Source organism: Streptomyces umbrinus, from assembly GCF_030817415.1.
Classification (GTDB): domain Bacteria; phylum Actinomycetota; class Actinomycetes; order Streptomycetales; family Streptomycetaceae; genus Streptomyces; species Streptomyces umbrinus_A.
In genome coordinates this window covers 8,160,401-8,182,800 of record NZ_JAUSZI010000002.1, presented here as the reverse complement: position 1 = coordinate 8,182,800, position 22,400 = coordinate 8,160,401, and the positions used below count along the sequence as shown (strand labels likewise).

Here is a 22,400-nt window from a genome sequence, read left to right as displayed (position 1 = left end):
TTCCGATCCGCTTCCGACCCGCTCCTCGTCCACGTCTCCATGTAATGAGAAAGTCAAGAATTCGTTAGCGGCTCGAAGCAACGGAATAGTTGCCTGGGCGCACGGGGTTCACCCTGCACCTACCCCGCTCTCGCCTCTGGAGGCAGCACGTAATGACCCGGACAACGACGGAACCGCGCACGCGAAGGCCCAGCGGCAGCGGAATCGTTCCGGTGCTGGCCTTCGCGGGCATCGTTGTCGCGGTGATGCAGACCCTGCTCGTGCCGGTCATCAAGGACCTGCCCGAGCTGCTGGGCACCTCGCCGAGCAACGCCACCTGGGTGATGACCTCGACCCTGCTCGCGGGCGCCGTGGCCACACCGATCATGGGGCGCCTCGGCGACCTGTACGGCAAGCGGCGCATGCTGATCGCGAGCCTGGCCGTGATGGTCGTGGGCTCGCTGATAGCCGGCTTCACCAGTGAACTGCTCGTGATGATCGTCGGCCGTGCCCTTCAGGGCTTCGCGATGGGCGCCATCCCGCTCGGCATCGGCCTGATGCGCGACGGGCTGCCGCGCGAGAAGCTCGGCTCGGCGATGGCCCTGATGAGCTCCTCGATCGGCGTCGGCGGCGGTCTTGCCCTGCCGGTCGCGGCCCTGGTCGCGCAGCACGCCGACTGGCACGCGCTGTTCTTCGGCTCCGCGGGCCTCGGCGCCCTCTCGATCCTGCTCACCCTGGTCTTCGTACCGGAATCCCCGATGCGGGCCGTGGGCACCTTCGACGTCTGGGGCGCGCTCGGCCTCTCCGCCGGTCTCGTCCTCTTCCTCCTGCCGATCACCAAGGGCAGCGACTGGGGCTGGACGTCCGGTACCACGCTCGGCCTGTTCGGCGCGGCGGCCGTCGTCCTCCTCCTGTGGGGCGTGATGGAGCTGCGCGTGAAGGCGCCGCTGGTCGACCTGCGCACCACGGCCCGCCGCGCGGTGCTCTTCACCAACCTCGCCTCGATCATGGTCGGCGTCGCCTTCTACGCCGTCTCGCTCGTCCTGCCCCAGCTCCTCCAGCTGCCCACGTCGACCGGTTACGGCCTCGGCCAGTCCATGGTCGTCGCGGGTCTGTGCGTGGCGCCGCTCGGCTTGACGATGATGTTCACGGCGCCGGTGTACGCCCGTATCTCCGCCAAGTACGGCCCCAAGGTCACCCTGATGATCGGCATGCTGATCATCGCGGTCGGCTACGGCGCCGGCCTCGGCCTGATGAGCGCCGCCTGGCAGACCATCGTCATCGCCGTCGTCCTGGGCGCGGGCATCGGCCTCGCGTACTCCTCGCTGCCCGCGCTGATCATCGGTGCCGTGCCGGCGTCGGAGACCGGTGCGGCGAACGGCCTCAACACGTTGATGCGCTCGATCGGTACGTCCGTGTCGAGTGCCGTGATCGGGATGGTCCTGGCGAACACCGCGGACCAGGTGGGTGGCGTGGCCGTTCCCACGATGCACGGCTTCCGGGTGTCCTTCCTGATCGCCACGGGTGCGGTGCTGCTGGGCCTGGTGTTCGCGGCGTTCCTGCCGGGACGGCGGGCGGCTGCGAACGCGGAGAAGCCGCATCTGGTGGCGTCCAGCGAGGACGCCGAATACGGCGAGGTCTCCCCTGAACTGGCCCCGGCCGACCAGACCGCATCGGCCGGTTTCCGTGGCCGTGTCCTCACCGCCGACGGTGTTCCTGTTGCCCGGGCCAAGGTCACGCTGATCGACCGGCGGGGGCGGCAGGCGGGGGCGACGCTCTCGGCGGAGGGCGGCGACTATGTGCTCGCCGTGCCCTCGGAAGGTGCGTATGTGCTGGCCGTCACCGCCGGGGGGCATGGGCCGCTTGCCTCGGGGGCGAGCCATCCCGGTGGGGTTCGGGTGGTCGAGGTGGATCTCGCGCTGCCGAGCGTCGTCCCTGCGTAGCGCTCCGCGGGAGCGCTCCGCGGGGCGGGTCGGATTGAGGCTGCGGGTCGGTGGGGGCTGGTCGCGCAGTTCCCCGCGCCCCTGAGGGCGGGGCTGCGCCCCTGCCCTGTCACCATGGGGCGGCCGGACACCCGTACCACCTGGAGGAACCCCATGCCCGCCGCGCCCAAGCCGGAGATTCTCGCTGCCTTTGAGGGGGCCAAGGGGTTCATGCCCGTGGGGGAAGGGCTGGCGTTGTACGAGGCTGCTGTCGAGGCGGGGCGGCTGGGGCTGCCGCTGTTGGAGGTCGGGACGTACTGCGGGCGTTCGACGGTTCTGCTGGCCGGTGCGGCGCGTGAGGCCGGGGTCACGGCGGTCACCGTCGACCACCACCGCGGCAGCGAGGAGCAGCAGCCGGGCTGGGAGTACCACGACCCGGCGACGGTCGATCCGGAGCTCGGCGTCATGGACACGCTCCCGACCTTCCGCCGTACGCTCCACCGGGCGGGCCTGGAGGACCATGTGGTCGCCGTCGTCGGACGCTCGCCGCAGATCGCCGCCTTCTGGAACTCCCCTCTCGGCCTCGTCTTCATCGACGGCGGCCACACGGACGAGCACGCGACCGGCGACTACGAGGGCTGGGCGCCCCATGTCGCCGAGGGCGGGCTGCTGCTCATCCACGACGTGTTCCCCGATCCGGTGGACGAGTTCACCGGGCAGGCGCCGTATCGCGTGTATCTGCGGGCGCTGGAGTCGGGCGCGTTCACGGAGGTCTCGGTGACGGATTCGCTGCGGGTGCTGCGGCGGACGGGCGCGGGGGTTTGAGGCTGAGGGTGGTCTCGATGTCCGGCCCGAGTCGGCTTCCCAAGGCACCCGAATGCACCGTATGAAGATTGAAGTACCCTCCGCACGGGCGGAATCGGGCGGCGGCGCGCCCGGCGGCCGGAGAGGGACGGGGCGGGATGATCGGGACGGTGTTCCGGAGCGAGGACGTGCCTGCGGAGCACAGGTTCGACTACTGGCGTGAGCTGGTCCACCGGGCGATCGCACCGAGCGACATCACCAGTGACCACGCCGGCGAATTCTGGGCGGAACAGCGCCTGCTGGAGCTGGGGCCCGCGATGGTGTGGCCGGTGTCGGTGGTACCGACGAGGTTCCGGCGGACCGAGAAGCTGGTGCGACAGTCCGACCCCGAGATGTACCACTTGTCACTGGTGCTCGGCGGCGAGCTGGGGCTCGATCACATCGGGCTGACCGACGTGTACAAGGCACGCGACCTGTGGGTGACCGACACCTCGGAGCCCTACGACGTACGACCGCCGCGCGACGGCGACCGCCGTCTGGTCACGGGCGTGGCCGTGGACTTCCCCAAGGCTCTGCTGGCCGTGTCACCGGACCGGGTCCGGGCGCTGCTGGGCAGACGGTTGTCGGGACGGGAGGGAACGGGCGCGCTGCTGACGGAGTTCCTCACCGGCCTCGACCGGCAGGCCGACTTCCTCCAGCCGTCCGACGCACCGCGCCTGGGTACGGTCCTGATCGATCTCCTCTCGGCCTGGTTCGCCCAGGTGCTCGATGCGGAGGACGCCCTGCCGCCGGAGACCCGGCACCGCGCCATGACCGCGCACATACGGGCGTTCATCCGGCAGAACCTGCACGACCCGGAGCTGACACCGCCGGTGATCGCCGCCGCGCATCACATCTCCGTCAGCTATCTGCACCGGCTCTTCCAGGAACAGGCGCCGGGCGCGGGCGAGAACGGCGAGGGCGAGACGGTCGCGGCCTGGATCCGCCGTCTGCGACTGGAGGGTGCCCGGCGCGAACTGGCGGACCCCGCGCTGCGCGCCGTCCCCGTCCACACCGTCGCCGCCCGCTGGGGTCTCCCGCGCGCCTCCGACTTCACCCGCGCCTTCCGCACCGCGTACGGGCTCACGCCCAAGGAGTACCGGCTCCAGGCGCTCTCCTCACCGGAACAGACGGAACAGACGGAACAGACGGAGTAGACGCAGAGCGCAGGAACTGTGGACTCACACCTAACGACAGCCCCAGGAGTGACACACATGCTGGTGCGGGGAAGGCCGCGCGGCCTCAGGAGGGGCGTCCCACGGGGGAGGGCGCCCCTCCTTCCTTTTCTCGTACGCGGAAGAAGACGAAGAAGGAGATGAGCAGTTGATGCGGAGCAGAGTGCCAGGAACGTCCAGCGTGCGAAGACGAGCCGTCGCCGCGGCGGCCGTCGCCCTGCTGAGCGCACCCGTGCTGACGGGGTCCTCGCTGACCGGTACGGCGTCGGCGGCGGAGAGCGCCGAGACGGCCGGGACCACCGTGGCGGCCGCGGCCGCCGAGGCGCCGGTGTACGCCCGGCTCTACAACCAGGCCACCGGAAAGTGCCTCGCCGTCCCCAACGCCGATCCGGACAAGGCCGTGCTGATCCAGTGGAACTGCAGTACCAGCGCGAGCCAGTACTGGACGCTCGAACCCGTGACGAACGGCTACCGGGTGCGTAACCAGGCGACCGGCAAGTGCCTCGCCATCGGGGGTTCGAGCACGGAGCCGCGCGCCAAGGCCATCCAGTGGCAGTGCACCGACAACCAGGACCAGGTCTGGGCCCACGACGAGACCGACCGACTCCGGAACGCCAACAGCAACCTCTGCCTGGCCTTCCTCAACAGCGAAACGGCCAACGGAACCGAGCCCGCACAGTGGGGCTGCTCGGAAGAGAGCGTGGACCAGCGATGGCTCTGGTAACGGCACAGCAGGCCTCACGTCGGCCGCGGCCGATACTCCTGGCGACACTCCTCGCCCTCGTCGCCGCCGTCCTCGGGGCCCTCCTCATCGCCCCCGACCGCGCCTCCGCCGAGGGAGTCTCCGGCGAGGTGACGGTCTACAGGAACGCGGTGACCGAGGGCGACGGCACCCGCACCCCCGACATCATCAGCACCAGCGCGAACAACGCGGTCGTCGCCTGGCGGGAGGGCACCACCGCCGCGGTGATCAGCAAGCCCGGCGCGCGCGTCGTGGACCGGGGGTACATCCGGTACTCGTACACGACCGACGGCGGCGCGCACTGGAGCCGCCCGCAGACCCTGGCGCAGGAGACCAGCGAGTACGCCTGGCACTACGTCGTCCTGTACCAGACGGGCAACGAGATCTTCGCGTACCTCGGCCGGACCTCCGCCACCGAGAGCAACAACGGCCTGCCGATCAACGCCGTCGTCGCCAAGCGCAGCACCGACGAGGGTCACACCTGGCAGGACTTCACCGTCAATATGCCGCTCGACCTGGACACCACCGACAACACCGGCTCCGGCCTGGGGAACCTCGCGCTCGCCGGACGTCCGGTCCAACTGGCCGACGGAACGCACGTCATGCCGTACTGGGCGTCGGGCAGGAAGAACGGGGCCCTGTACTCCACGGACCTCGTGAACTGGACGGCAGGCACTCCCGCGGCCAACGCGACGGGCTATCTGGCGGGCGAACCGCAGCTCGTCGTCTCGCAGGACGACCCGAACAAGCTGGTCATGGTCGCCCGCAACACCCTCAACGGCGGAACCCAGAAGTACGCGCTGACGGCCACCAGCACCAATGGGGGCAAGTCCTGGTCCTCCTTCGCCCTGGACACCAACGTGCCCGGGTACGACTCCAAGGTCTACTTCACCAAGGACAGCACCGGCCGGTACCTGACCATCTACAACACCGCCGACAACAAGCTGACCCTGAACTACAAGGTCAAGACCCCCGGCAACGCCTGGCGAGCCGCCAAGTTCTTCGCCGACGGCGCCGCTGAGACCACCAGCGACGGTGCCGGCTGGGACAGGTACCCGATGGCCGACGAGTACGCGCCCGGCAAGTTCTTCGTCGTCTGGGAACACGACACCTCACGCATCAAGGTGAACAAGCTCGACATCTCCGACACGTAGCCATCCGGCAGAGCGGCGGTACGCGGCACAGACGGGCCGGAGCCCCCTCGATCAGGGGCGCTCCGGCCCGCACTGCGTGATCGTCCACACCGCCACAGTCCTGGCCGCCGACACCGTCACAGACTTGCTCGTCGACACCGTCACCGGCGTGGCCCAGGGAAACCTGCGGACCCCGGGGGCTGCCCGTAAGGTGGCAGGCGTGTCGTACGTAGGTCCTGACTTCGAACCTCCCCGTCCCCCGCGCCACCCCCTGCGCGGCCCCCTGACCGTGGCCGTCGCCGCGCTCGTGCCGGGCGCGCTGGTGGGCTGGCTGGTGTGGCAGACCGTGGGGGACTCCGGCGGGGACGCGCAGGCGTCGCCCTCGTCCCCGTCCTCCTCGTGGGGCAGGCCGGCCACACCGGGCGCCTCGGACGACGGCAAGGAGCAGCCCGGCGACTCCGGCGGGACGGGCGACAGCGAGAAGCCCGGCGGCTCGCCCTCCGCCTCGGCCCCCGCCGGCTCCGGCCCGCTCAAGGGCAAGGTCGTCGTCATCGACCCCGGTCACAACCCCGGCAACTTCCAGCACACCTCCGAGATCAACCAGCAGGTGAACATCGGGACGAACTCGAAGGAGTGCGACACGACGGGTACGGCGACCAACGACGGTTACACCGAGGCGAAGTTCACCCTCGACGTCGCCCGCCGGATGCGCACCGTCCTGGAGAAGGAGGGCGCCACCGTGAAGTTCACGCAGGACGGCGACCGCTCCTGGGGCCCGTGCGTCGACGAGCGGGCCGAGATCGGGAACAAGGCCGACGCCGACGCCGTGGTGTCGATCCACGCGGACGGCGCGGGCGCCGGCAACCGCGGCTTCCACGTGATCCTGCCCGGCTCGGTGCACTCCGGCGCGGCCGACACCCGGCCGATCGTGGCCTCGTCCCGCGAGCTCGGCGAGCGCGTCGCGGGCAGCTTCCTGCGCGTCACAGGCAGCGCCCCCTCCAACTACATCGGCGGCGGAACCGGTCTCGACGTCCGCGAGGACCTCGGCGGTCTCAATCTGTCAACGGTTCCGAAGGTCTTCATCGAGTGCGGCAACATGCGCGACAGCAAGGACGCCGCACAGCTGACCAGCAGCGCGTGGAGGCAGAAGGCGGCGCAAGGAATCTCTGAGGGAATCGTGAGTTTCCTGCACGGGTAGTGATCAGCGCACATATCCGTGCGGACACCCCTGTGGGCCTGACGATAGTGTCGTCTCTACGATGAGGGGCCACCCCCGCGCTTCACACCGGGGCCTTACGGCGACATGGTGACAGCGACGCCTCCACCGATGACGAGACGACTGACGAAGGACCTGAAGTGAATATCCGCTCCCTCACTCGAGGCGACGGCGTGGTGATCGGAGCAGCGGTTCTGCTGTTGATCGCGTCGTTCCTCGACATTTACTCGATCGACGGGGCCAGCGACAGCGCCGAGATTCCCAACGCCTGGGGAAGTGGCCCTCTCCTCCTGAGCGTCACCTTCGCCGGCCTCATCGGCGCCGCGCTGATCGTCGTCGCCCGCGGCCTGCCGCAGTTGCCGAAGGTCGCCGGTCTCGAACTCGGCCCGTTCGGCATCGCCTTCACGGTGTTCGCCGCCTGGAGCGCGCTCGGCAACATCTTCGACCCGGCCGGCGGCTTCGACAACAACGGCGGTCTCACCAACTTCGGGGCGGGCACCGGTCTCATCCTCAGCCTGATCGCCACCCTGGCCCTCGCCGGCGCTGCGGTCGCGACTCCCCTCGTGCCGGCCCTCAAGGGCCCCCTCCTCCCCGCCCCCAAGCCGGCCGCCCCGCAGCCGTACGGCGGCCAGCCGCAGGGTGGTTACGGCTACCCGGGCGCCGGTGCCCCGCAGCCCGGCCAGCCCTACGGCGGCCAGCCGCAGCCGGGTCAGCCCGGTCAGCCGTTCGGTACGCAGCCCCAGCCGCAGCAGGCGCAGGCTCCGCAGGCGCAGCCGCCCGCCGGGGACTTCTCGCCGTTCTGGTTCGCCGTGCCGGTGCCGCGTCCGCTGTTCGCGGAGGACGGTTCGCCGACGCCGATCGCCGAACTGGCGCCGGGCACCTGGTACCTGGCCGTCGAGCAGCGCGGCCCGAGCCTGGTGGCGCAGACGCAGGACGGCCGCCGCGGTGTTCTGCAGGACACGTCCGGGATCCAGCGCGGCTGACACACACCGCCGCCGGGTTCCACCACGGCCCTCCACCCTCACGAGCACTTCGGCGCTCTTCCGGGTGGGGGGCCGTTCGGCGTACAGTCGCCGGGGTATCCGACATCTGACGGACCGTCAGGAGTGGTGTGCATGCGGCTAGGACTCGCCCTCGGCTACTGGGGACGCGGCCCCTCGGCGGACCACGTGCCTCTCGCGCAGGAGGCGGAGCGGCTCGGATACGACTCCGTGTGGACCGCCGAGTCCTGGGGCTCCGACGTCTTCACACCGCTCACCTGGATCGCCGCCCAGACCTCAAGGATCAAGCTGGGCACGGCGATTGCCCAGATGGCCGCCCGCTCCCCCACCACGACCGCGATGCACGCGCTCACGCTCGACCATCTCTCGGGCGGGCGCGTGATGCTCGGCCTCGGCCTATCGGGTCCGCAGGTCGTCGAGGGCTGGTACGGGCGCCCGTTCCCCAAGTCGCCGCTCACCGCGACCCGGGAGTACGTCGACGTCGTACGCCAGGTCCTCAGGCGCGAGGCGCCCGTGGAGCTGGACGGGCGGTTCCACTCGCATCCCTACCGGGGCGAGGACGGCACGGGACTCGGCAAGGCGCTCAAGCCGATCACGCATCCCCTCCGTGCCGAACTGCCCATCCTCCTTGGCGCCGAGGGGCCGAAGAACATCGCGCAGACCACCCGGATCGCGGACGGCTGGCTGCCGTTGTACTGGTCGCCGTTCAGGACCGATGTGTACGAAGCCTCCCTCGGTGCGGCTCCCGAGGGCTTCCTCGTCGCGCCCATGGCCCGGGCGAAGGTCTGTGACGACGTCGCCGAAGGGCTGCTGCCCGTGAAGGCGATGCTCGGCTTCTACATCGGCGGCATGGGGCACGCGGCACGCAACTTCCACGCCGACCTGATGGCGCGGATGGGCTTCGAGGAGGAGGCCCGCCGTATCCAGGAGCTGTTCCTGGCGGGCCGTCGCGAGGAGGCGGTACTCGCCGTGCCGGACGCGTTCGCCGACGAGATCTCGCTGGTCGGCCCGCGCGAACGGATCGCGGAGCGGCTGGAGTTGTGGAGGAAGGGTCCGGTGACGGACCTGCTGGTGCTGTCACCGGACCGGCTTACGCTGCGCACGCTGGCGGAGCTGAACTGAGCGCTCCCCTGGGCTGGGCATGGTTCGCCTTGTCGCCGTTGTGTCCTGGGGTGGATTTGCGGTCGCAGGTCGTCCGTGGCTGGTCGCGCAGTTCCCCGCGCCCCTTACGGGGCGTGTCCGGCTACCGGAATATGGCTATCGCCTCCAGCGTGACTTCTCGGCTGTCCGAGCGCCAGCCGGTCATCTTGCCGAGGCAACGGGCCTGGAAGGTACCGTCGTTGATCCGCTCGCCGCGCAGACCGCCGGCCGCGCAGGTGACACGAACGTGGGCGGGCCGGCCGGGATCCCCGTAGGGAGCGCGCAGCACGATCTCCTCGGTGGACTCCGACTCCACCAGGAAGCGGCCGCGGACCGAGACGAACTCCTCGATGTCGCTCAGCGCGAGCCCGCCGCGGCCGGCCTCGGGGCCGAGGGTCTCGGCGAGGGCGCGGTTCGGGGTGACGTCCCCGGAGCGCAGGTCGGCGTGGACGATGACGTCGGCGCGCTCGAAGGCGTCCATGAGCATCCCGATCACGGAGATCGGCTCGCTCTTCTGGACGTAGCTGCTGAACTTCTCCTGGCTGATGTCCCGGTTGGCCTTGACCGTCCACGGCAGCAGCCTGCCCCAAAGCCCCAGGCTGGTGTTGACGTTGGTCCGGTGCTCGACCGCCTGCTCCAGTGCCGCGCTGTAGTTGCCGATCCGGTAGAGGTCCATCACCGCCTTCTCATCGAGGTAGAAGCAGATGCTGTACGCGGACCGCTGCCCGAGCGCCCGCCTTCTTCGCTCCCTGACGTGCAGCGCCAGCACGACGCCGAGCGTCACCAGACCGGCCGCGGTGACCAGCCACACCGTCATCCAGGGCCACCACACACCCCACCACTGCGCGTCAACGACAGCCACGGATCTCCTTGAACGCCTCGGAAAGGGATGAGCCCTGCGCGTCCACCATGCGTCCGCCCGTCTTCGTGGCCGCGCGCCGCAGTGCGCCTGCGTCGGCCTCTCCGAAGTGCACGGGGTAGGTGTGGACCGCGGCGCGGGTCTCGGCCGCCCGCGCCTCGTAGCGGCGTACGAACTCCTCGTACGCGATACCGGAGTTGTTCTCGCCGTCCGTCATCAGGACGATGGACACGGCCCGTTCGGGGTCGTCGGCCACCACGGTCGAGGCCGTGCGGTAGCCGTGGTCGAGGGCGGTCCAGACGGCGGTCGCGTCGCCGTAGCCGCCGCGCGCGACGAGGTCGGCGAGTGTCGCCAGATCCTTCTGCCCGTCGACGGTGACGGTCCTCTCCTCCAGTACGCGGCCGCCGAACCGTACGACGGTCAGCCGCTCGCCCTGGTAGAAGCGCGCGAACTTGCCCGTCGCCGAGGAGTCCGCGCCGCTGAGGTCCGCGAAGGCCTCGCGCAGGGCCGCCATGCGCTCGCCGCGCATCGACCCGGAGAAGTCGAGCAGGAAGATCACCTGGTCGGGGACCCGTCGCCGGGGATCGCCGTAGTCGTCCAACAGCCGCTCAACGACCGCCAGTTGGTCGGGGAAGAAGAGCGCGTTGCCGACCGGGGTGCGCAGTTGTCCGTCCCGCCGGGCGGACGGGCTCACCGGCCGCCGCAGGGCCGTCCGCATGATCTTCTCCTGTACGGAGTCCCGCTGGAGCCACTCCACGACCTTGTCGTAGGCGGCCCGTCGGTCCGGGCCGTCCGGGTCGAGGAGCAGCAGGGGGAAGTCGGCGAGGACCATGCCGTCCTCGGGGCGGACGATCTCCAGCTTCTCCTTCAGCCGGCCACCGGAGTTGAGGGCGAGCAGGTCGGACTCGTACGTGATGAGGGCGTTGGCCGTGCCGGGGTGGTCGACGAAGTCGTCGAGCAGGTCACGGGTGGAGTCGGCGGTGAGTTTCTGCCCGGAGCGGAAGCCGCGCAGCCGGTCGCAGGAGACGTCGTTCTCGCGCAGGGCGCCACCGGTGCCGGCCGCGGCGGTCGCGACGCCGACGAGCGCGGCGAGCCCGCTGCCCGTCTGCCGGGGGTCGGCCATCCCGAAGCGTACGGTTCCGGTGGCGGCGGCTTCGGCGATGTCGGCCCAACTGAGGCTGCCCTCCGGCGACTTGGCGCGCAGTTTGCGTGCGACGTCCGGCCGCAGACCGACAACGACCGGCGAGAGCATGGTCGGCGTACGCAGCAGCCGCTGGGCGGTGTCCTTGTGGCGCAGCCGGAAGGAGCGGTCGGTGGAGAGCCAGGCCAGATCGTGCCCGCCGCCCTTTCCGGCACTCGAGACCAGGTCCTCGCCGGTGTCCGCGTCGGCCCGGTAGTCCATGTCGAGCTCGACTCCGGTCTCGTCCCGCAACTCGTCGAGGAGCGGCTCCAGTACGGCGAGGTCGGGGCCGGCGAGGACGCGGAGGGTGGTCTTTTCGTCGTCGCTTCCGGAGCAGGCGGTGACGGTCAGGGTGAGCGTCAGGCACAGGGCCAGGGCCCACCACCCGCGTCTCACTTGGGGTCCTTCCGCGGCTCCGGGCAGTCTCCGACGATCTGGATCATCCGCTCCAGGACGGGCAGGCTGGGGAGGACCGCCTTGGTGTCGTCGGCGGAGGTGACGGGCGCCTGGATCCGGCGGTCGGTCAGGTACTTCGCCAGCTGGTCGCTCGTCTCGTCCGCGGTGGCGTCCCGCGGCCTGAAGCCCAACTCCACGGCTCGCACCTGGAGTTCGGGGTTCTTCGTCACCAGTTGGCCGAGCCGCTCGCCGTCCTTGGTGAGGGCGACCAGTTGGGGTTCGGTCACGAAGCGGGTGTCCGGATAGAGGAGGACGCGGTCGGTGTCCGGCCGGCCCTTCGCCTTCTGGTGACGGATCTGGTGGGCCAGGTACTGGTGCTCGTAGAAGACCGCGATCGGCGAGATGCTCTTGCCGTTCGGGGAGAGGTAGGTCTCGGCCATCTCCGCGGCGGGCAGACCCTGTTCGACGAGCAGCGGCTTGATCTCCTGGGCGAGAGCCTCCGCCTCGCGCGTGCCGTTCGGAGCGTCGTTCCCGTGTCGCACGAAGGCGACGAGGCCGAGATACGTGCCGCCGGAGTTGGCCTGACAGATGTTCGAGGTCTGGGCGAGGATCTTGTTGCCGTTCTCCACCCCATGGTCCTGGATTCGGATGTTCTTCCAGCGTTTGCCGTCCGCGGTCAGCTTCAGGAACTTCCCCATGCTGAGCGTGTAGTAGAGCGGCTTGCCGCCGACACCGCCGTTCCGCTGGGGCTCTGCGACCCCCGCGTCCTTCAGCGTCTCGGCGTACGCCCGGTAGGTGCCCAGCACGATCGGGCTGACGAACGGCCGGTAGGTGAGCACCGGGTTGCCCGCCTCCGCACGCCTCTTGGTGATCAGGTCCGCCGCGGGCTGTCCGGAGGGGAACACCACGTCGTATCCCTCGACGTCCTGGTTGGCGATGTCGCGGGAGCCCATGTTCGTGATGTGGACGCGGAAACCGTGCTCCATCAGGATGCGCCGGACTTCGGGATCCTCGAAGAAGTCCCTTTTGGAGGCCATCTTGGCCTCGATGGTGACGACCCGGTCGAGCGGCATCAGCAGATGGCCGTAGGCCAGGAGCAGGACCAGGCCGATCACGGGGACCGGGAGCGTGAGAGCGAGTGTGCGGCGCAGGCGACTGCGCTCGGGTCTGTTGACGACCAGACGGGGTTCCTCTGACACGGATCTGTTCGCGGACACCGGCGTCTCCCCCTAGCGTGGGGCAGGATCGTCGGTGACAGCGCTTACCGCCGAACCACCTCACGACGAACGGCAGTTGGCACAAAGGTTAAGCGCTGACGAACCATCACAGGGAGAGTCTGTCACCGCCCTTCGACGGCGCCTTGACCTCGAAGGATTCCAACGCGTTCGAACACAACAGGTTTCATTCAGGATTCAAGGGCAACTCGCAGAGCATGTCCTCTCGAACTCGCAGTAACGGTGCCAACCAGGCCGGCACGGTCATCGCGGTCGTCGCCGACATCATGGCCCTCATCCTTGGCCTCTGGATCCTGATGTACCTGCTGGACGCCAACCAGGGCAATGACTTCGTCCAGTTCATCCATGACGCGGCACGCTGGCTCGCCGGCTGGTCGCACGACCTGTTCACCTTCGATGAGCAGTGGGCACGGGTCGTCGCAGGGTATGGCCTCGCGGCCGTCGTGTACCTCTTCGTGGGGCACGCGATCGCCAACCGCGCCCACCGTCACTGACGTACGTACCGAGCAGGTGCGAGTACGTACCGAGCAGGTGCCCGGCCCCTACTGACAGCAGTCCGGGTCCAGGCCCGTCGGCAGGCGGTCGCCGCTGAAGACCGCGCACGTCGCCTCGTCGCCGCCCAGAGCCGCGACGGCGAGGAGCAGGGAACCGGCCGTCCAGGAGGTCAGCTCCTCCGGCCAGACGGCCTGGGCGTCGAAGACATAGCCCGTCCAGTACAGGCCGGTTCCCGGATCCCGCAGATGCTGGATCGACTGGAGGATCTCCAGGGCCCGGTCGGACTCGCCCACGGCCCAGAGCGCCAGGGCGAGTTCGGCCGACTCCCCGCCCGTCACCCACGGGTTGGGGACGACGCACCGTACGCCGAGCCCCGGGACCACGAAGCGGTCCCAGCCTCCCTCTATGCGGTCCTTCGCCTCGGCGCCCGTCAGCGCGCCGCCGAGCACCGGGTAGTACCAGTCCATCGAGTAGCGGTCCTTGTCGAGGAACCGCTCCGGGTGCCGGCGTATCGCGTGGCGCAGCGCGCCCACCGCCAACTCCCAGTCGGGCTGGGGCTCTTCGCGTTCCTCGGCGATGGCGAGCGCGCAGCGGAGCGCGTGGTGGACGGACGAACTCCCGGTCAGCAGCGCGTCGTCGACGGGCGTCCCGTCGTCCTCGCGCTTCCAGCCGATCTGCCCGCCGGGCTGCTGCAGTTCGAGGACGAACTCCACCGCCGCGAACACGGTCGGCCACATCTGGTCCAGGAACGTGTCGTCGCCGGTGGCGAGGTAGTGGTGCCACACGCCGACGGCGACGTAGGCGCAGAAGTTGGTCTCGCGGCCGCGGTCGGTGACGTCGGCGGCGTCCCCGTCGGCGTAGGCCGCGTACCAGGAACCGTCCTGGTTCTGGTGCCGGGCCAGCCAGTCGTACGCCCGCCCGGCGGCCTCGTGCTCACCGGCCGCGTCCAGGGCCATGGCGGCCTCGGTGTGGTCCCACGGGTCGAGGTGGTGTCCGCGGAACCACGGGATGGCGCCGTCCGCGCGCTGTACGGCCAGGATGCCCCGGACGGTCTGCGCGGCCTCTTCCGCGGTGAGCACTCCGGTCAGGACGAGGTGCTCCGTGCGCGGTGTCGTCACGAAGGGTCCGCCGTGGCAGCGTCGGAGGGGTTCACCGTGGCGGCGTCGACGGGCAGGTGGGGCTTGGTCGCGTACGCCACGAAGCTCTTGCCGATCAGCGGGTTCAGCGCCTGTTCGGCGACCCGGGTGGCCAGGGGTTTCTTCATGATGTCCCAGACGAGGAGCTTGTGGTACGCCCGCACCGGCAGCGCCTTGTCGTTGTCGACGCCGAACGCGCACTTCAGCCACCAGTAGGGGCTGTGCAGCGCGTGGGCGTGATGCGTGCCGTACGGCCGCAGGCCCGCCTCGCGGATCTTGCCGAGCAACTCGTCCGCCTTGTAGATGCGGATGTGGCCGCCCTCGACCTCGTGGTACGCGTCCGAGAGCGTCCAGCAGACCTTCTCGGGCCCGTAGCGCGGGACGGTGATGGCTATCCGCCCGCCGGGCTTGAGCACGCGGACCATCTCGGCGAGTACGCCCTTGTCGTCCGGGATGTGCTCCATCACCTCGGAGATGATGACGACGTCGAACGACTCGTCGGGGAAGGGGAGTTGGAGCGCGTCACCCTCCATGGCGGTGGCGGTCGCGCCCTCCGGCGCCTCGCCCGCCTCCTTCATCGCGGCGAACCACTTGGCGACCTCGCGGATCTCCTCCACGTTCTGGTCCAGCGCGACGACGTGTCCGCCGCGCCGGTAGCACTCGAAGGCGTGGCGTCCCGCCCCGCACCCGAGATCCAGCACACGGTCCCCCGGGGCAAGCGGAAACCGGGAGAAGTCGACGGTCAGCACGTGGTCCTGCTTTCACGGTGAGGGGTGTCCACGGGGGTGGCCCCGGAGGCGGCCATGTTCACGGGGGCGGTGGCTGGGGGCCGGTTCGCGGGCGTCGCGGCCACCGCGCCCAGCGAGGCGGCAGACGCCGCGTCCACGGGCGCGGCGGGCGCCGGGTGTACGGGCGTGGCGGGCGCCACGTGTGCAGGCGTGGCGGGCGCCGGGTCCGCATCCTGTGAGGCCGCGGAGCGGCCGGGATGCTGGGGCGCGGAGCGGTCAACGCCTGCCGCGGAGCGGCTTTGCGGCCGGGCCGCGGAGCGGCTCTGGGTTCCGGCCGCGGAGCGGCTCTGGGTTCCGGCCGCGGAGCGGTCACCGCTCGCGATCGCCTCACGGTAGCGGGCTACCGTGCCCTCCGCGGCCTTGGCCCAGGTGAAGTGGCGGAGGACGCGCTCCCGTCCGGCCGAGCCGAGCCGTTCACGCAACCGGGGGTCGCCCAACAGCCTGCTCAGTCCAGCGGCCAGCGCCCCCGCGTCGCCGGGCCTGACGGCCAGGCAGGTCTCGCCGTCGGGGCCGGTGACCTCGGGGATGGCCCCGCCGGTCGTGGCCACGAGCGGCGTACCGGTGGCCATCGCCTCGGCGGCGGGCAGCGAGAAGCCCTCGTAGAGGGAAGGCACGCAGGCGACCTCGGCGGACCGTACGAGGTCGACGAGCTCCGCGTCCGAGATGCCCTTCACGAACTCGACGGAGCCTTCGAGGCCGTACCGCTCGATGAGCTGGGCGACCGGCCCGTCCTCGGCACGCTTGCCGACGACGACGAGGTGGGCGGCGGGATGCTCCGTACGGACCTTGGCGAGCGCCTCCACGAGGAAGACGAGGCCCTTGAGGGGGACGTCCGCGCTGGACGTGGTGACGATCCGGCCCGGCACCTGCGGCACGGACGGATCCGGCGAGAAGAGGTCGGTGTCGGCGCCGATGTGGACGACGTGGATGCGGTCGTCGCGTACGCCGAGGTGGTCGACGATCTCCTGGCGGGACGTGCCGGAGACGGTGAGGACGGAGGGGAGGCGGCGGGCGACGCGCTTCTGCATGCGCGTGAACGCGTACCAGCGGCGTACGGACAGCCGGCGGCGCCGACCCTCCGCGGCGTCCAGCTCCAACTGCCGGTCCACGGTGATGGGGTGGTGGATGGTGGTGACCAGCGGGGCGCCCACATCCCCCAACAACCCATAGCCCAGGGTCTGGTTGTCGTGCACGACGTCGAAGTCGCCGCGGCGGGCGCGGAGATGGCGGCGGGCGCGCAGGGAGAACGTCAGCGGTTCCGGGAAGCCGCCGGTCCACATCGTGCCGACTTCGAGCGCGTCGATCCAGTCGCGGTACTCGTCACGCTTCGGCGTACGAAAGGGGTCCGGGTGGCGGTACAGATCGAGGCTGGGCAGCTCGGTGAGAGAGAGCCCGCCCGGGCCCCGTGATCCACCCTCGCCCTCGTCGAGCACAGGGTAGGGCTGGGAGCCGATGACCTCCACCTCGTGGCCGAGGCGGGCGAGCTCGCGCGAGAGGTGCCGTACGTAGACGCCCTGGCCGCCGCAGAACGGGTTCCCTTTATAGGTGAGGAGCGCGATGCGCAGCGGTCGGTCGGCGTCGGCGGCCGAGCCCTCGTGGAGGCCTGCCTCCATGGCCTCATGGGTCACTCTCGGCCCCCTTCTTCCAGCACGTTCCCGCGAGATTACTTCGGGACGGTAATCTAGAACAAGTTTCAGACTTGATCGTTCAGGGAGCACAGAATCTACCGGCAGGTAGCTCTCCTGTGAGCGGTGGATCAGGTGATTCACGCCACGGCCGGGCTCTACTCTGCTGTCGCCCACTCGTCCCCATCGAGCCCTCTGTTGTACGAATCTTGTACGAACGTCACGGAATCGGGATCCATGCCTGCGGAAGCCAAGACTGCGGCGAAGGCCGCGCAGCCGGCGGTTCGGGCCGCGCAGCCGGTCACTCCCCCGCTCACCGAGCGCCAGGAGGCGCGGCGGCGGCGCATCCTGCACGCGAGCGCGCAGCTGGCGAGCCGGGGCGGGTTCGACGCCGTGCAGATGCGGGAGGTCGCGGAGTCGTCCCAGGTGGCCCTGGGCACGCTCTACCGCTACTTCCCGTCCAAGGTGCATCTGCTGGTCGCGACGATGCAGGACCAGCTCGCCCATATGCACGGGACGCTCCGCAAGAAGCCGCCCGCGGGCGACACGGCGGCGGAGCGGGTGGCGGAGACGCTGATGCGCGCCTTCCGCGCCCTCCAGCGCGAGCCGCATCTCGCCGACGCGATGGTCCGCGCCCTGACCTTCGCCGACCGCAGCGTCAGCCCGGAGGTCGACCAGGTCTCCCGCCAGACCACGGTGATCATCCTCGACGCGATGGGCCTCGACGACCCCACCCCCGCCCAGCTCTCCGCGGTCCGCGTCATCGAACACACCTGGCACTCGGCCCTCATCACCTGGCTCTCGGGCCGCGCCTCCATCGCCCAGGTCAAGATCGACATCGAGACGGTGTGCAGGTTGATCGACCTGACGTCAACGGACGATTGACCGACGCTACTGCCATCGATTTCACCGCTGCTACCATTTTCGGCATGCCGATGATCACAGTGGAATTCACCGAGGAAGAGCTCGCTTTCGCCAAGGCGCACGCGGCCTCGCTCGGCAAGTCGATGCGTTCCCACGCGCACGACATAATCCTCGCGGACGCACAGCGGACGGCGTTCCTGCAGGGCGTCGACGAGACCGTCGCGTGGGCCATGGACGTGTTCAAGGACATGCCGGAGGGCATGCGTTGAGCCCTGTCATCCGCGTCGACGCGGGGTGGATCCTGGAGGTCCAGACGCGCGTCTCGCCCGTCAACACCCCCGTCGCCGACTGGGGCGCCTTGGACGCCATGGCGGACCGCCACCTCTTCGAGCAGCCACACGGCCAGCTCTACTACGAAGAGCCGGCGGCGCGTGCCGCCACGTTGTTCCACACCGCTCTGCTCCTACGGCCCTTCGCCGACTTCAACGCCGTCATCGGCTGGGCCTGCACCGCGCTCTACATGAACGCCTCCGAGCAGCCGGTCGACCCCAAACCCGACGACGTTCACCTGCTGGCCGGAGCCATCCGAGCACAGGAAGCCGACCTCCGGGACGTAGCCCGCACCATCGCCTCCTGGCGGTAGGGCCCGCAGCCGCCGCCCTCGGCCCTCACTCCTCCGGAGGAAACACCGCCTCGCCCGAGCCGAGGAGGGTGATCATGATCGCCTCCACCGGACACCCCTCCGCCGCCTCCAGGACCTTCTCGTTGGCGTCGGACTCCGGCTCCGCCGGGTGGGACTGCATGGCGGAGTCGAGGTGGAAGGCGGTGGGGGCGAGGTGGGTGCACTGGGCCGAGCCGATGCAGAGGGAGCGGTCGACCTCGACGTGCCAGCGGTCGCCCATCGGTCAGGCCTCCCATCCGGCGGGCAGGTGGATCATCTTGTGCTCCAGGAACTCGCTGTAGCCCTCGGGACCGAACTCGCGTCCCAGGCCGGAGTTCTTGTAGCCGCCGAACGGGCCGAGCATGTCGAGGCTGAAGGTGTTGACGGAGTACGTGCCGGTACGGACCTGGCGGGCCACGTCGATGCCACGGGCCACGTCGGCCGTCCAGACGCTGCCGCTCAGCCCGTAGTCGGAGTCGTTGGCGATCTTGACCGCCTCGGCCTCGTCGCCGTACGGGAGAAGGCAGATCACCGGCCCGAAGATCTCCTCGCGAGCGATCCGCATGGAGTTGTCGACGTCACCGAAGAGCGTCGGCTCGACGTACCAGCCGCGGTCGAGACCGGGCGGACGCCCGCCGCCCGTGAGGATCTTGGCGCCCTCCTCCTGGCCGATGCGGATGTAGTCGAGGTTGCGCTGCTGCTGTCGTTGCGCGACCAGCGGGCCCACCTGGGTCGCCGGGTCCAGCGGGTCGCCGACCACCAGCGCGCCCGCCGCCGCGGCGAACGCCTCCGCGAACTCGTCGTAGCGCGAACGCGGCAGCAGGATGCGGGTCTGGGCGACGCACGCCTGGCCGTTGTTCATCCAGGCCGCCGAGACGATGCCCGGCACGGAGGTCTCGATGTCCGCGTCCGACAGGACCACCGCCGCCGACTTCCCGCCCAACTCCAGTGTCACGCGCGTGAGATTGCGCGAGGCGACCTCCATGACGCGCCTGCCCGCGGCGACCGAACCCGTGAAGGAGACCTTGTCGACCCCGGGATGCCCGACGAGATACTCGCTCACCTCGCGGTCCGCAGGCAGGATCGAGAGCACACCCTCCGGCAGCCCGGCCTCCTTCGCGATCTCGCCGAGTATGTACGCGTCGAGCGGCGACTCGGGCGAGGGCTTGAGCACGACCGTGCAGCCGGTCAGCAGCGCGGGCGCGAGCTTGGCCGCCGCCACGAACTGCGGGACGTTCCAGGGCGCGACGGCCGCGACCACCCCGACCGGCTCGCGCCGCACGAGGATCTTCCCGAGCACTCCGTCGCGCGTCTCCTCGTACGTGAAGTCCCGCGCGACCGTGATCGCCGCGTCCCACACCATCATCGCGCCGAGGGCCTGCGCGAGGACGCTCCAGGAGTACGGGGAGCCGTTCTCGGAGGAGATGACACGGGCGATCTCCTCATGCCGTACGGCGATCCCGTCCTTGATCCGGTTGACGACCTCGATGCGCTCGTCGAGGGACATCCGCGGCCAGGGACCCTCGTCGAACGCGGTCCGCGCGACCGCGACGGCCCGGTCGACGTCCGCCCGCGAGGCGTGCGGCACCCGGCCGATGACCTCCTCGGTGTGCGGGGAGACCACCTCGATCACGTCCTGGCCCAGGGGAGCGGCCAGCTCCCCGCCGATGAACAGCTGTCCGTGTTCCACGAGCTCGGTCATGGCCGACTGCCTCTCCGCGGGACGTTTTCTGACGGTTCATCAGAAACAACAACACTGGAACTGATACCAGTTCCGGTTGGAGGAGTCCACGGACCTCACACCACTTCACCACTCCCGTGATCCATCGCCCCGACCCGGTGAGTGACTTGGGCTCCCATTGGAACTGGTTCTAGTTATAGTGGCCGGGAGTCGGCGACAGGGGAACCCATGGCACAGGTGACCGATCACGGCGGCGGCGTACGGTCCGTCGAGGTTCCCATCCCGGACAATCCACTCGGAACGACGCTCGTGTATGTCGTGGACACCGACCGCGGGCCGGTGCTGATCGACACGGGCTGGGACGACCCGGCGTCCTGGGACGCGCTCGCCGAGGGACTGACAGCCTGCGGAACTTCGGCCGCGGAGATCCACGGAGTGGTGATCACCCATCACCACCCGGACCACCACGGCCTGTCGGGCAAGGTGCGGGAGGCGTCCGGCGCCTGGATCGCGATGCACGCCGCCGACATCTCGATCGTACGGCGGACGCGCGGGACGAAGCCCGGGCGCTGGTTCACGTACATGGCGGACAAGCTGACCGCCTCGGGCGCGCCCGAGGAGCACGTGGCGCCGATGCGCACCGCCCGCTCCCGGATGTTCCCCGGCGCCTCCCCCGCGCTCCCCGACCGCGAGATCGTCCCCGGCGAGCTCCTCGACCTCGCCGGCCGCCGACTCCGCGCGATCTGGACCCCGGGCCACACCCCCGGCCATGTCTGCCTCCATCTGGAGGAGGCCCATCCGGCCCAACTCCCGGGCCACGGACGCCTGTTCTCGGGGGACCATCTCCTGCCGAGAATCACTCCGCACATCGGCCTGTACGAGGATCCGGACGACGAGACCGTCGCCGACCCGCTCGGCGACTACCTCGACTCCCTGGAACGGATCGGCCGCCTCGAACCGGCCGAGGTCCTCCCGGCCCACCTGCACGCGTTCACCGACGCCCCGTCCCGCGTAAGGGAGTTGCTGGACCACCACGAGTCCCGCCTCACGGACCTCCGCTCACTCCTCTCCACCCCGCTCACCTCCTGGCAGCTCGCCGTCCGCATGGAGTGGAACCGCCCGTGGGACGACATCCCCTACGGATCGAGGAACATCGCCGTCTCGGAGGCGGAGGCCCACCTGCGCCGACTGGTGAAACTGGGCCACGCGGAGGCGGTACCGGGGAGTGATCCGGTGACGTACGTGGCCGTTTGAACCTGCCTCCCGGACGCCAGGGCATGTCCGGCGGCTCAAGGCGGTCAGTCCCGGCGCGGAGCTAGTCCAGCAGCCTGCGGATCAACTCCCCGGCCTCGCCGAGGAGTTCGACCTCGTGGGGGCTCATCGTCGGGTTGGCGGCCCGCTGGCCCGTCGCCCAGCCGAGACCACCGTCCGGGCCCGTCAGGAGCGCCGGGTCGGGGCAGCCGGCCAGCAGGGCGGAGAGCATCTCCTCGGCCAGGGGCGCCCGGGGATCGTCGTCGACGGCCACCTGGGCCACGATCACGGCGGACATGCTCCAGTCGCGGCCGGGCGGCCCCTCGTCGGTGTTGGCCCAGTCGATCACCATGGGGCCGGCCGGGGCGAGGAGAACGTTCTCGGGGTGCAGGTCCAGGTGCAGGACGCGTACGGCGGGGTCGGTGGAGCGGCGGGCCGGGATCACGTGCAGGTCGCGCAGGAGCCGGGCGAGCACCGATCCGGCCTCCCCCGCGGTGAGTTCACCGGCGGCCACCGCCTCGACCACGGTCGGCCCGTACAGCCGCTCCATCACGAGGTCGGTGCGCGCGTCCGCCGCCCGCACGCGCGGCACGGGATAGCCGTGACCCCGTACGTACTCCATGACGGCCGCCTCGGCCTGCGCGTCCCCGTAGCCGTCCCGGTACCGGCGCAGCACCCACGCCCCGCCCCCGGGACCACCGTGATCGCCGAGGCCGTCGTGATCACCGCCATCGCCGAGCGCGTAGACATCCGCCGTGCGCCCCGAGCCGAGCAGGCGGCCGGCCCCCGCAGGTATCCCCATGGGCAGAAGTTACCCGGAGCCGCCCGGCCTCACAGGCGCCCCCACAGGCGGCCCTCAGGGTCTTGCTACGGGCCGGTACAGTGAGCGGGTCGTCATCACAGTCGTACGGGGGGAAGCCGGTGCAAATCCGGCGCTGACCCGCAACCGTGTGCCGCCCGGTCGATCGGCCCACCAGTCGATCAGTCGATCAGGGGCGGCGAGCCGGATTGCCCCGTACGGACGTGACCGGCTCGCGTCACCGGAACCGCCGGTGACCGGCACCGTCGAGGCATACGG

22 protein-coding genes and 1 riboswitch are annotated in these 22,400 nt (G+C 70.2%); of the genes, 13 read left to right on the top strand and 9 right to left on the bottom strand.

Going from position 1 to position 22,400, the window contains the following annotated elements; genetic code table 11:
• Positions 1 to 152: 152 nt before the first annotated feature.
• From QF035_RS36150 to QF035_RS36115, 8 genes are all read left to right on the top strand, one after another.
• Positions 153 to 1,922 (top strand): MFS transporter, encoded by a 1,770-nt coding sequence (locus QF035_RS36150; RefSeq protein ID WP_307524960.1) that lies wholly within the window; start codon positions 153 to 155, stop codon positions 1,920 to 1,922.
• A 153-nt stretch (positions 1,923 to 2,075) separates the two neighbouring features.
• Positions 2,076 to 2,726 (top strand): class I SAM-dependent methyltransferase, encoded by a 651-nt coding sequence (locus tag QF035_RS36145; protein ID WP_307524958.1) that lies wholly within the window; start codon positions 2,076 to 2,078, stop codon positions 2,724 to 2,726.
• 137 nt (positions 2,727 to 2,863) lie between these two features.
• Positions 2,864 to 3,901, top strand: coding sequence for a helix-turn-helix domain-containing protein (locus QF035_RS36140; RefSeq protein ID WP_307524957.1), 1,038 nt, complete (start codon positions 2,864 to 2,866; stop codon positions 3,899 to 3,901).
• A gap of 199 nt (positions 3,902 to 4,100) precedes the next feature.
• Positions 4,101 to 4,643: an RICIN domain-containing protein gene (locus QF035_RS36135; protein ID WP_307524956.1), complete on the top strand. Its 543-nt coding sequence runs from the start codon at positions 4,101 to 4,103 to the stop codon at positions 4,641 to 4,643.
• Positions 4,631 to 5,815: a sialidase family protein gene (locus QF035_RS36130; RefSeq protein ID WP_307524955.1), complete on the top strand. Its 1,185-nt coding sequence runs from the start codon at positions 4,631 to 4,633 to the stop codon at positions 5,813 to 5,815. The genes QF035_RS36135 and QF035_RS36130 overlap by 13 nt, the downstream gene beginning before the upstream one ends.
• Before the next feature lie 199 nt (positions 5,816 to 6,014).
• Positions 6,015 to 6,992 carry an N-acetylmuramoyl-L-alanine amidase gene (locus QF035_RS36125; RefSeq protein ID WP_307531695.1) on the top strand — a complete coding sequence of 326 codons (978 nt, stop codon included), beginning with the start codon at positions 6,015 to 6,017 and terminating at the stop codon, positions 6,990 to 6,992.
• Positions 6,993 to 7,150: 158 nt separating this feature from the next.
• Positions 7,151 to 7,993 (top strand): hypothetical protein, encoded by an 843-nt coding sequence (locus QF035_RS36120; RefSeq protein ID WP_307524954.1) that lies wholly within the window; start codon positions 7,151 to 7,153, stop codon positions 7,991 to 7,993.
• A 132-nt stretch (positions 7,994 to 8,125) separates the two neighbouring features.
• On the top strand, positions 8,126 to 9,133 hold the full coding sequence (locus QF035_RS36115; protein WP_307524953.1) for an LLM class F420-dependent oxidoreductase: 1,008 nt from the start codon (positions 8,126 to 8,128) through the stop codon (positions 9,131 to 9,133).
• Between the two features lie 121 nt (positions 9,134 to 9,254).
• On the opposite strand, the gene QF035_RS36110 is transcribed toward QF035_RS36115, so the two are convergent.
• Genes QF035_RS36110 through QF035_RS36100 form a run of 3 tightly spaced genes read right to left on the bottom strand, consistent with a single transcriptional unit; the run spans position 9,255 to position 12,803 of the window.
• Positions 9,255 to 10,013: a hypothetical protein gene (locus QF035_RS36110; protein WP_307524951.1), complete on the bottom strand. Its 759-nt coding sequence runs from the start codon at positions 10,011 to 10,013 to the stop codon at positions 9,255 to 9,257.
• Positions 10,000 to 11,586: a vWA domain-containing protein gene (locus QF035_RS36105; protein ID WP_307524949.1), complete on the bottom strand. Its 1,587-nt coding sequence runs from the start codon at positions 11,584 to 11,586 to the stop codon at positions 10,000 to 10,002. Before QF035_RS36105 ends, QF035_RS36110 begins: the two co-directional genes overlap by 14 nt.
• The gene (locus tag QF035_RS36100; RefSeq protein ID WP_307524947.1) at positions 11,583 to 12,803 is read right to left on the bottom strand and encodes a hypothetical protein; all 1,221 of its coding nucleotides are present in this window, start codon (positions 12,801 to 12,803) and stop codon (positions 11,583 to 11,585) included. Before QF035_RS36100 ends, QF035_RS36105 begins: the two co-directional genes overlap by 4 nt.
• Positions 12,804 to 13,018: 215 nt before the next feature.
• Here QF035_RS36100 and QF035_RS36095 point away from each other — a divergent pair, with 215 nt between their 5' ends.
• Positions 13,019 to 13,315: a hypothetical protein gene (locus QF035_RS36095; RefSeq protein WP_055617873.1), complete on the top strand. Its 297-nt coding sequence runs from the start codon at positions 13,019 to 13,021 to the stop codon at positions 13,313 to 13,315.
• Positions 13,316 to 13,363: 48 nt separating this feature from the next.
• On the opposite strand, the gene QF035_RS36090 is transcribed toward QF035_RS36095, so the two are convergent.
• From QF035_RS36090 to QF035_RS36080, 3 genes are read right to left on the bottom strand one after another with little or no spacing between them, the layout of a single operon-like run.
• On the bottom strand, positions 13,364 to 14,434 hold the full coding sequence (locus QF035_RS36090; RefSeq protein ID WP_307524945.1) for a prenyltransferase: 1,071 nt from the start codon (positions 14,432 to 14,434) through the stop codon (positions 13,364 to 13,366).
• Positions 14,431 to 15,201 carry a class I SAM-dependent methyltransferase gene (locus QF035_RS36085; RefSeq protein WP_307524943.1) on the bottom strand — a complete coding sequence of 257 codons (771 nt, stop codon included), beginning with the start codon at positions 15,199 to 15,201 and terminating at the stop codon, positions 14,431 to 14,433. The genes QF035_RS36090 and QF035_RS36085 overlap by 4 nt, the downstream gene beginning before the upstream one ends.
• Positions 15,195 to 16,868, bottom strand: coding sequence for a glycosyltransferase family 4 protein (locus QF035_RS36080; RefSeq protein ID WP_307524942.1), 1,674 nt, complete (start codon positions 16,866 to 16,868; stop codon positions 15,195 to 15,197). The genes QF035_RS36085 and QF035_RS36080 overlap by 7 nt, the downstream gene beginning before the upstream one ends.
• Positions 16,869 to 17,102: 234 nt before the next feature.
• Between QF035_RS36080 and QF035_RS36075 the strand changes: the two genes are divergently transcribed.
• From QF035_RS36075 to QF035_RS36065, 3 genes are read left to right on the top strand one after another with little or no spacing between them, the layout of a single operon-like run.
• Positions 17,103 to 17,750, top strand: coding sequence for a TetR family transcriptional regulator (locus QF035_RS36075; protein WP_269653441.1), 648 nt, complete (start codon positions 17,103 to 17,105; stop codon positions 17,748 to 17,750).
• Between the two features lie 44 nt (positions 17,751 to 17,794).
• Complete coding sequence (locus QF035_RS36070; RefSeq protein WP_269653440.1) at positions 17,795 to 17,998, top strand: hypothetical protein; 204 nt, start codon at positions 17,795 to 17,797, stop codon at positions 17,996 to 17,998.
• Positions 17,995 to 18,372 (top strand): hypothetical protein, encoded by a 378-nt coding sequence (locus QF035_RS36065; protein WP_269653439.1) that lies wholly within the window; start codon positions 17,995 to 17,997, stop codon positions 18,370 to 18,372. Before QF035_RS36070 ends, QF035_RS36065 begins: the two co-directional genes overlap by 4 nt.
• Positions 18,373 to 18,397: 25 nt before the next feature.
• Here the strand turns inward: QF035_RS36065 and QF035_RS36060 are convergent, their stop codons facing one another.
• Together QF035_RS36060 and QF035_RS36055 are read right to left on the bottom strand one after the other, a co-directional pair.
• Positions 18,398 to 18,631 (bottom strand): ferredoxin, encoded by a 234-nt coding sequence (locus QF035_RS36060; RefSeq protein WP_055618707.1) that lies wholly within the window; start codon positions 18,629 to 18,631, stop codon positions 18,398 to 18,400.
• Between the two features lie 3 nt (positions 18,632 to 18,634).
• Entirely contained in the window at positions 18,635 to 20,092 is a 1,458-nt protein-coding gene (locus tag QF035_RS36055) for an aldehyde dehydrogenase (RefSeq protein WP_307524938.1), read from the bottom strand.
• Between the two features lie 207 nt (positions 20,093 to 20,299).
• Here QF035_RS36055 and QF035_RS36050 point away from each other — a divergent pair, with 207 nt between their 5' ends.
• The gene (locus QF035_RS36050; protein ID WP_307524936.1) at positions 20,300 to 21,325 is read left to right on the top strand and encodes an MBL fold metallo-hydrolase; all 1,026 of its coding nucleotides are present in this window, start codon (positions 20,300 to 20,302) and stop codon (positions 21,323 to 21,325) included.
• Positions 21,326 to 21,386: 61 nt separating this feature from the next.
• Here QF035_RS36050 and QF035_RS36045 read toward each other — a convergent pair whose 3' ends face one another.
• On the bottom strand, positions 21,387 to 22,124 hold the full coding sequence (locus QF035_RS36045) for a phosphotransferase (protein WP_307524934.1): 738 nt from the start codon (positions 22,122 to 22,124) through the stop codon (positions 21,387 to 21,389).
• Between the two features lie 65 nt (positions 22,125 to 22,189).
• Positions 22,190 to 22,372, top strand: a riboswitch (cobalamin riboswitch).
• The last annotated feature ends 28 nt before the right edge of the window (positions 22,373 to 22,400 follow it).